10 protein-coding genes and 1 tRNA gene are annotated in these 16594 nt (G+C 62.7%); 5 read left to right on the forward strand and 6 right to left on the reverse strand.

The window, feature by feature from the left end; genetic code table 11:
- Positions 1-96 precede the first annotated feature (96 nt).
- Positions 97-1326 carry a DUF459 domain-containing protein gene (locus tag FJ930_RS04970; RefSeq protein WP_141835417.1) on the forward strand — a complete coding sequence of 410 codons (1230 nt, stop codon included), beginning with the start codon at positions 97-99 and terminating at the stop codon, positions 1324-1326.
- 98 nt (positions 1327-1424) lie between these two features.
- On the opposite strand, the gene FJ930_RS04975 is transcribed toward FJ930_RS04970, so the two are convergent.
- Both FJ930_RS04975 and gltB read right to left on the reverse strand, forming a co-directional pair.
- On the reverse strand, positions 1425-2879 hold the full coding sequence (locus FJ930_RS04975) for a glutamate synthase subunit beta (RefSeq protein WP_141835420.1): 1455 nt from the start codon (positions 2877-2879) through the stop codon (positions 1425-1427).
- A 141-nt stretch (positions 2880-3020) separates the two neighbouring features.
- Entirely contained in the window at positions 3021-7757 is a 4737-nt protein-coding gene (gene gltB / locus FJ930_RS04980) for a glutamate synthase large subunit (protein WP_141835423.1), read from the reverse strand.
- Between the two features lie 469 nt (positions 7758-8226).
- Here gltB and FJ930_RS04985 point away from each other — a divergent pair, with 469 nt between their 5' ends.
- Positions 8227-9279: a low specificity L-threonine aldolase gene (locus tag FJ930_RS04985; protein ID WP_141835425.1), complete on the forward strand. Its 1053-nt coding sequence runs from the start codon at positions 8227-8229 to the stop codon at positions 9277-9279.
- A 127-nt stretch (positions 9280-9406) separates the two neighbouring features.
- Here the strand turns inward: FJ930_RS04985 and FJ930_RS04990 are convergent, their stop codons facing one another.
- Entirely contained in the window at positions 9407-9874 is a 468-nt protein-coding gene (locus FJ930_RS04990) for an Hsp20 family protein (protein WP_140741960.1), read from the reverse strand.
- A 476-nt stretch (positions 9875-10350) separates the two neighbouring features.
- Between FJ930_RS04990 and FJ930_RS04995 the strand changes: the two genes are divergently transcribed.
- Positions 10351-11328 carry an alpha/beta hydrolase gene (locus FJ930_RS04995; protein WP_141835429.1) on the forward strand — a complete coding sequence of 326 codons (978 nt, stop codon included), beginning with the start codon at positions 10351-10353 and terminating at the stop codon, positions 11326-11328.
- A gap of 76 nt (positions 11329-11404) precedes the next feature.
- Here FJ930_RS04995 and hisN read toward each other — a convergent pair whose 3' ends face one another.
- Entirely contained in the window at positions 11405-12178 is a 774-nt protein-coding gene (gene hisN, locus FJ930_RS05000) for a histidinol-phosphatase (protein ID WP_141835433.1), read from the reverse strand.
- A 312-nt stretch (positions 12179-12490) separates the two neighbouring features.
- Positions 12491-13432 carry an N-formylglutamate amidohydrolase gene (locus FJ930_RS05005; protein WP_141835437.1) on the reverse strand — a complete coding sequence of 314 codons (942 nt, stop codon included), beginning with the start codon at positions 13430-13432 and terminating at the stop codon, positions 12491-12493.
- Between the two features lie 162 nt (positions 13433-13594).
- Here FJ930_RS05005 and FJ930_RS05010 point away from each other — a divergent pair, with 162 nt between their 5' ends.
- Complete coding sequence (locus FJ930_RS05010) at positions 13595-13957, forward strand: response regulator (RefSeq protein ID WP_006199474.1); 363 nt, start codon at positions 13595-13597, stop codon at positions 13955-13957.
- Positions 13958-14072: 115 nt separating this feature from the next.
- Positions 14073-14147: transfer RNA gene (locus tag FJ930_RS05015), tRNA-Val, on the forward strand.
- Positions 14148-15327: 1180 nt separating this feature from the next.
- Here FJ930_RS05015 and FJ930_RS05025 read toward each other — a convergent pair.
- Positions 15328-16485 carry a dihydrodipicolinate synthase family protein gene (locus FJ930_RS05025; RefSeq protein WP_141835443.1) on the reverse strand — a complete coding sequence of 386 codons (1158 nt, stop codon included), beginning with the start codon at positions 16483-16485 and terminating at the stop codon, positions 15328-15330.
- Positions 16486-16594: the final 109 nt, after the last annotated feature.

The following is a 16594-nucleotide window of genomic DNA, read 5'->3' on the forward strand; positions in this document are numbered from 1 at the left end:
GGCGCACGCATCGGCTGCCGGGGAACTTTGAACTTGCGCCCGGCCCTGAAACCGGCTCCGGTTTGCGGGATCAGGGGCAAGGGGATGGAGGAGTGATTGGTTTCGGCCGCGCGTATCGCGATCCTTGTTCGTCGCACGCCGATCCTGATTCTGGCGATCGTCCTGCTGGCGATCGGCGCCGCCGGCGCCTTCCATGCGCCGGCCCTGGCGCAGGAGCAGCAGGATCGCGGCTGGTCGTTGCGCGACCTTCTGTTTCCACGCCGCAGCGAGCGGGTCGAGCCGCCGCTCGACGTCCAAAAGGCAAGACCGAAACCCAAGGCCAGGAAACCCCGAGCGCCCCGCCCGCCCACGGAACCTGAAACCCCGATGGTCGAAAAAACGCCGGACGCCCGCACCGTCCTGGTGGTTGGCGACTTCATGGCTGCAGGCCTCGCCGAGGGTCTGGACACCGCTTTCGCTGACAATCCCGGCGTCAACATCGTGGCGCGAAGCAATGGCTCCTCCGGCTTCGTGCGCGATGATTTCTACAACTGGCCCGAACGGATCAAATCCCTGATCGAGACCGAGAAACCGGCCGTGGTGGTTGTCATGCTGGGCTCCAACGACCGCCAGCAGATGAAGGTCGGGGACGTTCGCGAGCAGCCCAGGTCGGAGAACTGGACCAAGGAATATGAGCGCCGCACAGATTCACTCGGCAAGGTCATCGCCGCCGCCAAGGTGCCTTTCCTGTGGGTCGGCATGCCGGCCTTCCGGCTGCCGAAGATGACCTCCGACATGCTGGCCTTCAATGACATCTATCACAAGGCTGCTGAAAGCAATGGCGGCGAGTTCGTCGACGTCTGGGATGGGTTCGTCGATGAGAACGGCGCCTTCGTCACCAGCGGTCCCGACATGAACGGCCAGCCCGTGCGGCTGCGTGCCGATGACGGCATCAACGTGTCGAAGGCCGGCAAGCGCAAGCTCGCCTTCTACACCGAAAAGCCGCTGATGAAGATCCTGGGCCTGGCCGCGCCCGGCGGCGTGACCCCGGCAGCAGTGTCGGCGGGCGCGCCCATCGAGGCACCGGGCCCAGCGGCCGCACCGATCGTGATAGACCGCACGGCACCGATGCTGCTCAGCGACCCGGCGTTCGACGGCGGCACCGAACTGCTCGGCGCGGCTCCTCCGCCGAAAGCCGATCCAGCTCTCCCCGGGGAAAGACTGATGATCGAGGGCAAGGCGCCGGAGGCTTCGCCGGGGCGCGCCGATGATTTCTCCTGGCCGCCCAAGGCAAATCCTGCGGCCACGGCCGCGGCGGCCGATACCACGACGTCGGTCACCCCTTAGAGCAATTCCAGGAAAAGTGTGAAACGGTTTTCCGTCCGGAATTGCGTCAAAACAAGGAGCTAGAACAGATTGCCGTTTCTATGAAACGGTGAACTGCTCTAGCGGGGCAGGACGCTCGACCCCATCAGCGCCTCGTCGATCGAGCGCGCCGCCTGGCGGCCTTCGCGGATCGCCCAGACGACCAGCGACTGGCCGCGGCGCACGTCGCCCGCCGCATAGAGCCGGTCGACGCTGGTCTTGTAGTCGCGGTCATTGGCTTCGACGTTCCTGGAGCGGCGGCTGTCGGTGACGATCTTCATCTCACCCTCCAGCTCCTTCGCCACGCCGGCCACCGCCGGGCCGGCAAAGCCGATGGCGATGAAGGCGAGATCGGCGCGGATGACGAATTCGGTGCCGGGAATCGGCTTGCGCTTCTCGTCGACCTCGCAGCACTTGACGCCCGTGAGTTGGCCTTCCTCGCCGATGAATTCGAGCGTCGCCACCTGGAACTCGCGCTCGGCGCCCTCGGCCTGCGAGGACGAGGTGCGCATCTTGGTCGCCCAGTACGGCCAGACAGCGAGCTTGTCTTCCTTCTCGGGCGGCTGCGGACGGATGTCGAGCTGGGTGACGCGCACCGCGCCCTGGCGGAATGCGGTGCCGACGCAGTCGGAGGCGGTATCGCCGCCACCGACGACGACGACATGCTGGCCGCTGGCGATGATCGGATGCGACGGCCACGCAACCGACTGGATCGGCTCGCCGCCGACGCGGCGGTTCTGCTGCACCAGATAAGGCATGGCGTCGTGCACGCCGCCGAGATCGTCGCCCGGAATATTGGCCGCGCGCGGCGCCTCAGACCCGCCGCAATAGAGCACGGCATCATGCTCGGCCAGCAGTTCGGCGACCGGCTTGTCGACACCGACATTGACGCCGCAATGGAAGGTCACGCCCTCGCCCTGCATCTGTTCGATGCGCCGGTCGATATAGTGCTTCTCGATCTTGAAGTCGGGAATGCCATAGCGCATCAGTCCGCCCGGCCGGCTCTCGCGCTCATAGACATGCACGTCGTGGCCGGCGCGGCCCAACTGCTGGGCGGCGGCCATGCCGGCGGGGCCGGAGCCGATGATTGCGACCCGCTTGCCGGTCTTCTTCTCCGGCGGATAGGGCCTGATATGGCCGGTCTCGTAGGCCTTGTCGGCGATCGCCTGCTCCACCGTCTTGATGGCGACCGGAATGTCCTCGAGGTTCAGCGTGCAGGCTTCCTCGCAGGGCGCTGGGCAGATGCGGCCGGTGAATTCCGGGAAATTGTTCGTCGAATGCAGGTTGCGGATCGCATTGTCCCAGTCCCTGTTATAGACGAGGTCGTTCCAATCGGGGATCTGGTTGTGGATCGGGCAGCCGGTCGGTCCGTGACAGTACGGAATGCCGCAATCCATGCAGCGCGCGGCCTGTTTCTCGACCTCCTTGTCCGACATCGGCAGCGTGAATTCACGGAAATGCCGGATGCGATCGGAGGCAGGCTGGTACTTGTGCACCTGCCGGTCGATTTCGAGAAAGCCTGTTACCTTGCCCATAGTCCAGTTCCTGCTGTCCAGATGGTGCGGTTTTCGCCGCACCCGTTAACCTCTTGAGGCAGCCATGGCAACCTTGCGCCCGAGGTCAAACTGTCGATGAAGGTGGCCGGGAAGCCTGGGCTCCCCGGCAATTGCAAAAGTCTATTCGGCCGCGACGCCCATGCGCATGCGTTCCATCTCGATCAGCGCGCGGCGGTATTCGACCGGCATGATCTTGCGGAATTTCGGCCGGAACGTCGCCCAGTCGTCGAGGATCTCGCGGCCGCGCACCGAACCCGTAAAGTGGACGTGGTTCGAGATCAGCTGGTAGAGCCGCTCCTCGTCATGGCTGGTCATGTCGCCGGAAACGTCGACGCGCCCCTTGTGATCGAGGTCGCCGCCATGATGCAGCAGTTTCTCCATCAGGTCGTCTTCTTCCGGAACCGGCTCCAGCTCGACCATGGCCATGTTGCAGCGCTCGGCGAAATCGCCGGCCTCGTCAAGCACATAGGCAACGCCGCCCGACATGCCGGCGGCGAAGTTGCGGCCGGTCTTGCCGATGACGACGACGACACCGCCGGTCATGTATTCGCAGCCATGGTCGCCGACGCCTTCGACAACCGCCGCGACACCCGAATTGCGCACCGCGAAACGCTCGCCGGCGACGCCGGCGAAATAGGCCTCGCCTTCGGTCGCGCCGTAGAGCACCGTGTTGCCGACGATGATGGAGTCGGCCGCGACGATCTTGGCCTCTTCCGGCGGGCGGATGACGATGCGCCCGCCCGACAGACCCTTGCCGACATAGTCGTTGCCGGCGCCGACGAGATCGAACGACACGCCGCGCGCCAGGAAGGCGCCGAATGACTGGCCGGCCGTGCCGGTCAGCTTCACCTGGATCGTGTCCTCACGCAGACCCTTGTGCTTGAAACGCTTGGCGACTTCACCCGACAGCATGGCGCCGGTCGAGCGGTCGACATTGCGGATGTCCACCTCGATTTTGACCGGCTGCTTGGCCTCCAGCGCCGGCTTGGCGAGTTCGATCAGCTTGCGGTCGAGCACGTCGTGGATCGGGTGCTTCTGCCGTTCGGTCCAGTGCACCGCTTCATGCGGCGCATCGGGCTTGTAGAACATCTTCGAGAAGTCGAGCCCGCGCGCCTTCCAATGCTGGATCACGTCGCGCTTTTCCAGAAGGTCGCTGTCGCCGATGATCTGGTCGAGATGGGTGTAGCCCATTTCGGCGAGCAGCCCCCTCACCTCTTCCGCCACATAGAAGAAGAAGTTGATGACATGCTCGGGCGTGCCCTTGAAGCGCTTGCGCAGCACCGGGTCCTGCGTCGCCACGCCGACCGGACAGGTGTTGAGGTGGCACTTGCGCATCATGATGCAGCCGGCCGCGATCAACGGCGCGGTCGAGAAGCCGAACTCGTCGGCGCCGAGCAGCGCGCCGATGATGACGTCGCGCCCAGTGCGCAGGCCGCCATCGACCTGCAGCGCCACGCGTGAGCGCAGACCGTTCAGCACCAGCGTCTGGTGCGTTTCGGCAAGGCCCATTTCCCACGGGCTGCCGGCATGCTTGAGCGAGGTCAGCGGCGATGCACCCGTGCCGCCATCATAGCCCGAGATGGTGATGTGATCGGCACGCGCCTTGGCGACACCCGCCGCGACCGTGCCGACGCCGACTTCCGACACCAGCTTGACCGACACGTCGGCCGCCGGATTGACATTCTTCAGATCGTAGATCAGCTGCGCCAGATCCTCGATCGAATAGATGTCGTGGTGCGGCGGCGGCGAGATCAGGCCGACGCCCGGCGTCGAATGCCGGACCTTGGCGATGGTCGCGTCGACCTTGTGGCCGGGCAATTGCCCGCCCTCGCCGGGCTTGGCGCCCTGTGCGACCTTGATCTGCATCACATCCGAGTTGACCAGATACTCCGCGGTCACGCCGAACCGGCCGGAAGCGACCTGCTTGATCGCCGAGCGCTCCGGGTTCTTGCCGCCGCCGGGCAGCGGCAGGTAGCGATCCGCCTCTTCGCCGCCCTCGCCGGTGTTCGACTTGCCGCCGATCTGGTTCATGGCACGCGCCAGCGTGGTGTGCGCCTCCCTGGAGATCGAGCCGAATGACATCGCTCCGGTGGAGAAGCGCTTGACGATCTCGGCCGCCGGCATGACGTCGTCCAGCGCGGCCTTCTTGCGGCCGGTCTCGTCAGCCAGCTTGATCTTGAACAGGCCACGGATGGTCTGCGCGCGCGCCGTCTCGCTGTCGATCTGCGCCGAATAGTCCTTGAACGTCTCCCATGAACCCTGGCGCACGGCATGCTGCAGGGTGGCGACCGCGTCGGGCGACCACATATGCGCTTCGCCGCGCATGCGGAACATGTATTCGCCGCCGACCTCCAGGCTGTTGCGCAGCACCGGATCGTTGCCGAAACCATCGGTGTGACGGCTGAGCGTCTCGGCCGAAATCTCATCCAGCCCGACGCCTTCGATCAGGGTCGCCGTGCCGGTGAAATACTGCCGCACGAAATCCGACTTCAACCCGATGGCGTCAAATATCTGCGCGCCGCAATAGGACTGGTAGGTGGAAATGCCCATCTTGGACATTACCTTGAGGATGCCCTTGCCGATCGACTTGATGTAGCGCGACACGACCTCGTATTCGTCGACTTCTTCCGGCAGCTCGCCGCGCTTGTGCATGTCGAGCAGCGTGTCGAAGGCGAGATAGGGATTGATCGCCTCGGCGCCATAGCCGGCGAGACAGCAGAAATGATGCACTTCGCGCGGCTCGCCGGATTCCACGACGAGACCGACCGCGGTGCGCAGCCCCTTGCGGATCAGGTGGTGGTGCACCGCGGCCGTCGCCAGCAATGCCGGAATGGCGATGCGGTCCGGCCCGACCTGGCGGTCGGACAGGATGATGATGTTGTAGCCGCCGGCGACAGCCGCTTCCGCCCGTTCACACAGGCGGTCGATGGCGCCCTGCATGCCGGCCGCGCCCTCGCTCGACCCGTAGGTGATGTCGATCGTCTTGGTGTCGAAACGGTCCTCGGTATGGCCGATGGAACGGATCTTCTCCAGATCGCCGTTGGTCAGGATAGGCTGGCGCACTTCGAGCCGCTTGCGGCGCGAATTGCCGACCAGATCGAAGATGTTAGGCCGCGGCCCGATGAAGGACACCAAGCTCATCACCAGTTCCTCGCGGATCGGGTCGATCGGCGGATTGGTCACCTGGGCGAAGTTCTGCTTGAAATAGGTGTAGAGCAGCTTCGACTTGTCCGACATCGCCGAGATCGGCGTGTCGGTGCCCATCGATCCCACCGCTTCCTGGCCGGTGGTGGCCATCGGCGACATCAGCAGCTTGGTGTCTTCCTGGGTGTAGCCGAACGCCTGCTGGCGATCGAGCAGGCTGACATCCTTGCGCAGCGCGCGCGGCTCGACCGGCTTCAGCTCTTCCAGGATGAGCTGCGTGTTCGCGAGCCAGGTCTTGTAGGGGTGCTTGGTCGCGATCTCGGACTTGATCTCCTCGTCGGGGACGATGCGGCCCTTGGCAAGGTCGATCAAAAGCATGCGGCCGGGCTGCAGCCGCCACTTCTGGACGATCTTCTCCTCCGGCACCGGCAGCACGCCGGCTTCCGAGGCCATGATGACGCGGTCATCGTCGGTGACGATGTAGCGTGCGGGGCGCAATCCGTTGCGGTCGAGCGTGGCGCCGATCTGGCGGCCATCGGTGAAGGCCACCGCCGCCGGCCCGTCCCACGGCTCCATCAACGCGGCATGGTATTCGTAGAAAGCCTTGCGGTCGGCGTCCATGAGCTTGTTGCCGGCCCAGGCCTCCGGGATCAGCATCATCATGGCGTGGCTGAGGCTGTAGCCGCCCTGGAACAGGAACTCGAGCGCATTGTCGAAACAAGCGGTGTCCGACTGGCCTTCATAGGAGATCGGCCAGAGCTTCGAGATGTTGTTGCCGAACAGTTCGGAATCGACCGATGCCTGTCTGGCCGCCATCCAGTTGTTGTTGCCGCGCACCGTGTTGATCTCGCCATTGTGCGCGACCATGCGGTAGGGATGCGCCAGCTTCCACGACGGGAAGGTGTTGGTCGAAAAACGCTGGTGGACGAGGATCAGCGCCGTTTCGAAGCGCGGATCGGTCAGGTCCCTGTAGTAGGCGCCGACCTGATAGGCCAGGAACATGCCCTTGTAGACGATGGTGCGTGCCGACAGCGACACGCAATAGGCGCCGATATCCTTGTTGTCGTTCTCGGCGTAGATGCGGCCCGAAATGACCTTGCGCAGCAGGTAAAGCCGGGCCTCGTATTCCTCATCGTCGGGAATGTCCGATGTGCGGCCGATGAAGACCTGCCGATGGAATGGCTCGGACGCCGCGATGTCAGGCGCCTTCGACAGCGATGAGTTGTCGACGGGCACATCGCGGAAGCCGATGAGCGGCAGCCCTTCGGATTGCGCCGATTCGGCGATGATGTCCTCGATATGGGCGCGAAGGGCTGCGTCCTGCGGCATGAACCAGTGTCCGACGCCGTACTGGCCGGCCGGCGGCAGTTCGATGCCTTGGGCCGCCATCTCCTCGCGGAAGAACTGGTCAGGCAGTTGCACCAGCACGCCGGCGCCGTCGCCAACGAGAGGATCGGCGCCGACGGCGCCGCGATGCGTCAGGTTCTCGAGCACGGCAAGACCGTCCTCGACGATCTGGTGCGACTTCACGCCCTTCATGTTGACGATGAAGCCGACGCCACAGGCGTCATGCTCATTGCGCGGATCGTAGAGGCCCTGAGCGGCAAGACCATTGGTGGTTCGGCCAATGTCGATTCGAGGCGCATTTTTGACGGCAGCCGCTTTCGTCTGCGCGGCCTGGCCGTTCGTCGCAGAGAGCGTCATATCCGTCATCGTCCTGGTCTCCATTTCAGCCCTGCAGGCGCCGGTTTGCCTCGGCAAGCGCTTGGCTCACCCTGATCCTTGCGGCACGTCTTGCGAAATCCTTGCCGAACCATGCGGCATTCCGCATGGTTCGCATTCGTACAGGCCAGCGTCTGGCCGTCCACCTGTCGCTCGCGGCAACAGCCGGAGAGGCCAATATGTTACGCCAATCCGGCCAGTTTTGTGCGACAAAATAAGACAGCACTACTGTCCTAAATTTTTATGGCAGAATTCCCTGGTGCGCACAAGACCGATTCACAAAAAACTTGGAGCTTCCGCGACATAAAATTACGTGAAGCCTGCAGGAAACGTAAGCTTCAGTCTTCAATCCCTGCCAGTCGGCCTGGCTGGCTTTAACGGTTTTCCAGCCTCTGGCCTCTTGCGGTCGGCTCCCGAAACCGGTCAACTCGACGTTGATTTCCCCAACACAGGCAGATGCATGTTCTTCGCTTCCGACAATTGGGCAGGCGCCCATCCCAATATCGTTGCCGGCCTGTCGGCCGCGGCCGACGGCTTTGCCACCGCCTATGGTGACGGCGCGCTCGACCAGGCCGTCTACCAGCGCTTCAGCGAGATTTTCGAACGCGAGGTCGCCGTGTTCTTCGTGGCCACCGGCACCGCCGCCAATTCGCTGTCGCTGACCACCTTCAACAAGCCCGGCGGCATTTCCTTCGCCCACCGCGAATCGCATGTCATCGAGGACGAATGCGGCGCGCCGGAATATTTTTCCGGCGGTTCGCGGCTGCATGCAGTCGATGGCGCCCTGGGCAGGATGGACCCGCACAATCTGGAAAGGGCGATCGGCCGTTTCGCCGGCGAGGTGGTCCATTGGGGCCGGCCGATGGCTGTTTCGATCACCCAGTCGACGGAGGTCGGCACCGTCTATGGCCTGAACGATATCGCCGCGATCTCATCCATCGCCAGGCAGCATTCCGTGCCGCTGCATATGGACGGCGCCCGCTTTGCCAATGCGCTGGTCGCTCTCGATACGACACCGGCCGAGATGACCTGGAAACGCGGCGTCGACATCCTGTCCTTCGGCGGCACCAAGAACGGTTGCTGGTGTGCCGAGGCGATCGTGCTGTTCGACCTCGATCGCGCCAAGGAATTGTCCTTCCTGCGCAAGCGTGCCGCCCAGCTATTTTCGAAGTCGCGCTTCGTCGCGGCGCAGTTCGAAGCCTATTTCAAGGACGGCTTATGGCTCGATACAGCGCGCCATGCCAACGCCATGGCCGCGCGCCTGGCCGCGGCGATCGAGGATTCGCAAACGGCGAAGCTGGCCTGGCTGCCGCAGGCCAACGAGGTGTTCGCGGTGATCAATAGGGCCGAGGCCGACAAGCTGCAGGCGGCGGGCGCGGTCTTCTACGACTGGCACAAGCCGCATGGCTTCGACGGCCATATCGGCGAGGACGAACTGCTCTATCGCTTCGTCACCAGCTTCGCCACGACCTCAGAGGAAGTCGACCGCTTTGGCCGGCTGATCGCCGGATAGAATCAGTCTCCCCGACAATAAAAAAGCGGCGCCTCTCGGCGCCGCTTCCGTTTCGGGAGGAGACTTCGGAGCAATTCCAGGAAAAGTGTAAAGCGGTTTTCCGTCCGGAATTGCGGTAGCATAGATATTAAGCTGCAGTCTTGGCCTCAATCTGCTTGGCATTGGCCGGAGCCGAAGTGATCGCGATCTTGCGCGGCTTCAACTCCTCCGGAATATTGCGCTTCAGGTCCACGAAGAGCAGGCCGTTCTTCAGCGTGGCGCCGACGACGTCGACATGGTCGGCAAGCTGGAAGCGGCGCTCGAAGGCCCTGGAGGCAATGCCGCGATAAAGCAGTTCGGATTCTTCGCCGGTACCCTCATCCTTGCGCTCGCCTTTCACGGTCAGCACGTTGCGATGAGCCTCGATCGAGATTTCCTCATCCGAGAATCCGGCAACAGCCATCGAAATCCGGTAGGAATCCTCGCCGGTGCGCTCGATGTTGTAGGGCGGATAAGTCTGCGCGCCATCAGGCTGCGCAAGCGAATCGAGCATGGTGAAAAGACGGTCGAAGCCGACGGTCGAACGGTAAAGCGGGGAAAAGTCAACGTGACGCATGATGTGTTCTCCTGTTGAGCAACATGGTTTGCGTATGGCCGGTACGGAACCCTTGGTTTGGCGTCCCGGATGGACCAGCGGCCCCAATCTTGGCGACCGCTCCAGTCATTTGGGAAGCGTCCCAAGGCATTTCAAGATTTTTACCCGATGGAAAAAGCGGCCCATTTGCGCCTGATGAACGGCAGATGAACCGTCGCTTCGGCGCGCGTTCAGAGAGTCGCCGCTAAAGTAGCCTCAAGATCAGAATTGGCGGCGCCGAATTGACAGAGGTGCAGCAACGAGGCCGAACCGGGTGTTAACGTCCCTTCCTCCCGGATCGACAGGGGCCGGAAGCATGCTGCAAGCTTGCTTCCGGCCTTCCCCTTTGCGGTCCTGCATACCCTGGATTTGCTTTGCTTTTGACGTATTGGCGTCTATCACCTTGAGGAGGCCAGCCGCGACGGGCTGGCGCGAAGACGCCGGGCAAAAAGCGCCGCATGACGGACACTTTCCACGACACCCCTCTTTTTTACGAAACGCAGGGCAATCCGCGGCCGGAGAACGCCACGGGTGGCTTCTTCACCACGCGCGATCGCAAGAAGATACGCTACGGCCTGTTCGCGGCGGTGGCGCGTCCGATGCGGGGCACCGTAGTGCTGCTGTCCGGCCGCAACGAATGCATCGAGAAATATTTCGAGACCATCCGCGACCTTGCCGCGCGAGGCTTTGGCGTCGCCACCTTCGATTGGCGCGGCCAAGGCGGTTCCGACCGGCTGATCCGTGATCGCCAGCGCGGCTATGTCAGATCCTTCCGCAACTATACGGCCGATCTGGAGCAGTTCTTCGAGGAGATCGTGCTGCCCGATTGCCGCGGGCCGTATTATATCCTCGCCCATTCCGCGGGCGCCGTGATCACGCTGCTTGCGGCGCCGTCCATGGTGAACCGCGTGCGCCGCATGGTGCTGATCGCGCCGTTCCTGACACTGCCGGATCTGCCGGTCTCGATATCGACCGTCCGCCGCGTCTGTTCGCTCTTTTGTTTGCTGGGTCTTGGCCGGCTCTATGCCGCCTGGGGTCCGCGGCCCAAGGTAACGGCGCCCTTCGAAACCAACAAGGTGACGTCCGATCCAGAGCGCTATCGCCGCAATACAGGGATCTACGAGGCATTCCCGCAACTGGCGCTTGGCGGCCCGACGATCCGCTGGCTGCAGGCAGCCGCGAAGGCATCGGAAGTCATCAGCGACCCCGACTTCATGGCCCGCATTCAAGTGCCCCTGCTGATCATCGCCGCCGGCGCCGACCAGGTTGTCTCGACCAAGGCGGTGGAGGCATACGCCAGAAGTCTGAGGCTCGGTTCGCTGCTCATGATCGACGGCGCCAAGCACGAAATCCTGCAGGAAGTCGACCTGTACCGCGAACAATTCCTCGCCGCCTTCGACGCCTTCATTCCCGGTTCGGACGACCCAACGGCCTGAGCGGCACCCCGGTCAGCCTCCGCGAGGACTGAGCGATACGCCCCGGATCATCCAGTGGCCCCAACAAGGAAGCCAATCAGCCGCGCAAGGCGGCCATCGCGGCGGCATGAAGCTCCGGCGTCGCTGCCGCCAGCACATCGCCGCCCTTTTCCGCCGGGCCGCCGTCGAAAGTGGTGACGACGCCGCCCGCCTTCTCGATGATCGGGATCAGCGCCACGATGTCGTAGGGCTTCAATCCGGGATCGGCAACGATGTCGACGCTTCCCGAGGCGATCATGGCGAAGGCATAGCAATCGGTGCCGTAACGGGCGAGTTGTACCTGTTTCTCGAACGCGTCATAGCGCGTGCGCGCCTCGCCCGTGAACAGCGCCGGTGTGGTGGTGAACAGCGTCGCGTCCGCGAGGCTGGTCGTCTTGCGGGTCGAAAGCTTGCGCGGCCCGCCCGGTCCCTCATAGTGCGAGCCGGAGGCATTGGCGTAGAACAGTTCTCCGGTGAAGGGCTGCGACATCATGCCGGCGACAGCGTCACCCTCGACCGTCAGCCCGACCAGCGTCCCCCACACCGGCAGGCCGGAGATGAAGGCGCGCGTGCCGTCGATCGGATCGATCACCCAGACGTGCCGGCTGGCGGTGTTCTCGCTGCCGTGCTCCTCGCCAAGAATGCCATGGTCGGGATACTGCGCCGAGATCAGCGCCCGGATGGCGCGCTCGGCCTCGCGGTCGGCTTCCGTGACCGGATCGAAACTGCCCTTTTCCTTGTTGGCGACCGCCCCCTGGCTGCGGAACCTCGGCAAAGTCTCGGCCGCTGCCGCTTGCGCGATACGGCGCATGAAATCGATGCTGATGTCCAACTGATTCTCCCGCCTTGCGGCATACCCTAGCCCGGCTCTGCCGCGACTTTCCCGCCAAAACAAGGGTGTTTATCGATTATCCCTGCGTTCATCGTTGCCAAAATGTCACATGGATATCATCGAAACACAATTTCCACATCACTCTGAATTAAAAAAGCCTGAAGGTCGCTTGACATTTGTGCACCGCACAATACCTTCAGCCTTGGATAGGTTTTCCTGTCCATGCCCTCCTTGGGCGTTTCCTCCCTAGACTTCGACCGTATCGTGAAAACGATGCGGTCTTTTTTTAAGCCGCGAATCCGGCTGCAAGTTTCATTCAGCCGCCAGTGGCAGGTCGATGAAGTGATGGTCGGGCATTGCCATCAGGTCGGCCGAAAATCGCGTCAGATCGTCGGCCAGCGCGTCGAAGCCGGCGGCCTTCTCGAAGGTCCGCTCATTCATGTAGAGCCCGCGATTGATCTCGATCTGCAGCGCATGCAGATGGCGCGCCGGGCGGCCGTAATGTTCCGTGATGAAGCCGCCGGCATAGGGCTTGTTGTGGGCGACGGTATAGCCCATTGCGGTCAGCAGGCCGATCGCGGTTTCAGTGAGGGCCGAGGTCGCCGAAATGCCGAAACGGTCGCCGATGATGAAGTCGGGCCGCACGCCGCTCTCGCCGACACGGATGCTCGCCGGCATCGAATGGCAATCGATCAGCACGGCAAAGCCGAAGCGGGCATGGGTTCTGGTCAAAAGCCGCTTCAGCGTTTCGTGATAGGGCTTGTAGACGGCCTCGATGCGGGCGACGGCTTCAGCAAGCGGCAGGCGGCCCGAATAGATGTCGAGCCCCTCGCCGACCAGCTTCGGCACGGTGCCGAGTCCGCCCGCCACCCGCGCCGACCGGATGTTGCAGAATGACGGCACCGGCTCGGCGAACATGCGCGGATCGAGTTCCCACGGCTCGCGATTGACGTCGAGATAGGCGCGTGGAAAATTCGCCGCCAGCATCGGCGCGCCCAGCGCTACGGCGCCGCCGAACAGTTCCTCGACATAGCAATCCTCCGAGCGGCGGATGGCGTTGCGGTCGAGCCTTGCCATGGCAAGGAAACGTTCCGGATAGTAGCGGCCGCTATGCGGTGAGTTGAAGAGGAAGGGGACGCGCTGCTCGGCGCCCGCCCGGATTTCGAAGGGTGGAAAGACCGAAAAATCCTCGGCTGCCGTCTTCAATTTGAACGAACCCGAAAACACCAGTGCATCATGGCATGAAGCTGCCACCTTGCCGGCCGTATGTCCAGCATTTCAGCGGTCGTGCCGCCAGGCAAATATGGGTCATCGCCGTCCTCGTTCACTTGATGTTTACCCTCGCCTCCTCATATACAGGATGGTTAACGGGCCTGCCCCACGGCAGTCTCGGGCGGGTGATTCGGACGGGATATCATGGCACGCATTCTTCTGGCGGAAGACGACGACGATATGCGTCGTTTCCTCGTCAAGGCGCTGGAACGCGCCGGTTATCAGGTGAGCGATTTCGACAACGGTGCCAGCGCCTATGAGCGGCTGCGCGAGGAGCCGTTCTCGCTGCTTCTGACCGACATCGTCATGCCGGAGATGGACGGCATCGAACTGGCGCGCCGCGCCACCGAGATCGACCCGGACCTTAAGGTCATGTTCATCACCGGTTTCGCCGCCGTCGCGCTCAATCCGGATTCCAAGGCGCCGAAAGACGCCAAGGTGCTGTCGAAGCCCTTCCACCTGCGCGATCTCGTCAACGAGGTCGAGAAGATGCTGCAGGCGGCCTGAGCGCTTCCAGCAAGAGCATCGGCACTTGTTTGCCGGTGCGGCGAGACGACGCCGTCTTTCCTTTTTCCTGCTATTGACGCGCCGGATCAAAAATGGTGTATGCGCGTCGTCGGATGGGCGTGTAGCTCAGCGGGAGAGCACTGCATTGACATTGCAGGGGTCACAAGTTCAATCCTTGTCACGCCCACCATCCTTTCAATAACTTAGCCGTTTCCCTTAGTCGGATGGCACAGAAATGCCGCTCGATGACGCGGCGTCGCGGGCGGGGCGCCGGTTCACGCTATGCCCATCAGCGGCACCCACAATGAGATTGATGGCACTTGGTGAATGGGGCGTATTATCCGCACACTCCTCCCTAACCCGGGCCGGGATGAAGCAAATGCTCGTCTGCCTGGCGATCGCATCCTTCCGGGTTAGCTTTGTACCAAACCGACGTTTGAATCCCTTTGATGTCCTCCGCTGAAGGAGTAAATACTTCCTTAGGCATAAGGGAGGTGGCGGTGTCTCCAGGCGATACAGACATGGCGCGGGTGACGATTGACGCCATCTTTCTGTCGCAGCACCGCGCTAGGGCTGACATTGCCTCACTACGCGCCGATATAGCTCAAACCCGGAGTGCAATCGCGGCATCACGCGAGCTTCTAAAGCGGTTTCGCCAACGCAAGATAGACGAGGCGCTATGGGAGGTTAAGCAACACCCCTCGGTATCAGCGTTCGACGCAGACATTCTCCGGTCTGTTTTTCGAGATTTGATCTTGGAAATGAAGGCACCGGAGTGTCAATGGCGTAATCTAGCTCAGAGCCTGGTTTACGAGTTTTGCCACTGCGAGCGGGTTGAGCCCGGCTTGGTGGATTGGATCATCAGTAAGTAAATCCGCCTCTCAGATTTGAAACTGATGGACCACCCTACTTTCATAGTCCATATCAGAAATGTCGCATGATTCGTGACATGGGCAGGAAGGAAAAGCGCAAGGCAAAGCAGGCGATTATTGCACTACCGTTGGATGACGAGATTCAAACGGAAGCCGCCTACTAGGCCCGCAAGTGCGGAATTACAGAAGAAGAAGCCTTGCGCATCATCGAAGCGGCCAACCGTCCGAAGGCGACAAGGGCGCTACGGCAGAGGCCCGGTTCCGTTCCACCGGACGAATAGCGCAAGGTGCGGCCATTCCGGCAGAAGGCGCATCGTGCGCGGATCGGCGCGGCGAGCCTGAATCACCAGGCGTCTTTGGGCGACATGCACGAAACCGGGACGGTCCGCGATTGTTGCGGGGCGGATGCATGGGTAGAGACGTCCTCAGCCGGCCCAGACGCCGCTCCATCTCGCAAATCCCCACTTGGGGGATTCTTATGGCCCGATTTCGTTCAGCTCAGACGCCTGCGACGGCGCACAGGCTCTTCATCCTGGATATGGCAAGGTCCGGATCGGCCAGCAATCCTGCCTGGTCGGCAAGGCGGAAAATATCTGCATAGTGGCGGATGCCGCGCGCCGACTGCATGCCGCCGACCATCGTGAAATGGTCCTGATGACCGTTCAGCCAGGCCATGAAGATGATGCCGGCCTTGTAGTATTCGGTCGGCGCCTCGAAGATCTTTCGCGATAGCGGTACCGTCGGCGCCATCAGAGCGTCATAGCCGGCGCGGTCGCCATCCGCCAGTTTCGCCAGCGCCGCGTTGGCGACCGGCGCGATGGCATCGAAAATGCCAAGCAGCGCGTGCGAGTGCCTCTTGCCGTCGCCGGCGATCAGTTCGGGATAGTTGAAGTCGTCGCCGGTGAACATCACGACGCCGTCCGGCAGCCGATCGCGCAGTGCAACCTCCTTGCCTGCATCGAGCAACGATATCTTGATGCCTTCGACCTTGTCTGTGTGGCGTTCGATGATGGTGACCACCGTATCGAGCGCGGCCTCGAAATCGTCGCCGCCCCAATAGCCCTTCAAGGCCGGATCGAACATGTCGCCCAGCCAGTGCAGGATGACCTTGCCGGAGGCCTGGTTCAGAATACGGTCATAGACGGCGGCGTAGTCGTCCGGCCCCTTCGCCACTGCCGCCAGGGCGCGGCTGGCCATCATGATCGCCTTGCCGCCCTGCCCTTCGATAAAAGCGAACTGCTCCTCATAGGCGCCAATCACGTCGTCCAGTGTCCTGGCCGACCCCGGCGCCAGATGGTCGGTACCGGCACCCGAGGCAAGATCGGCGCCGGCGACGGTGCGTGCCTCGGCGATAGAGCGGCGGATCAATTCCTGCGCGCTTGCCCAATCGAAGCCCATGCCGCGCTGCGACGTGTCCATCGCCTCGGCGATGCGGAAGCCGAGCCGCCACAAATGGTGACGAAACGCCATCGTCCTGTCCCAGTCGACCACGGGCCGTGACCACGGATCGGACATTCCAAGGGGATCGGCGACGACATGCGCGGCGGCATAGGCGATGCGCGGAAACCGCGCGCCCATCACCGGCTGCACCGGCTGGCCGACAAGCGCGTAACGGGTGCTGCGGCCACCACTCTCACCAGGCAAGGCAATATCCATCGATCTCTCCCTTCATTGCGCCTATAAATGGAACGTTCCAATAAATCAAGAACCTTTAGGATTTGCAGGCGACTTCCCTCAAATGCTGCGTCGCAGCACGCGATGCCTT

The organism is Mesorhizobium sp. B2-4-15 (genome assembly GCF_006658505.1).
Classification (GTDB): Bacteria; Pseudomonadota; Alphaproteobacteria; order Rhizobiales; family Rhizobiaceae; genus Mesorhizobium.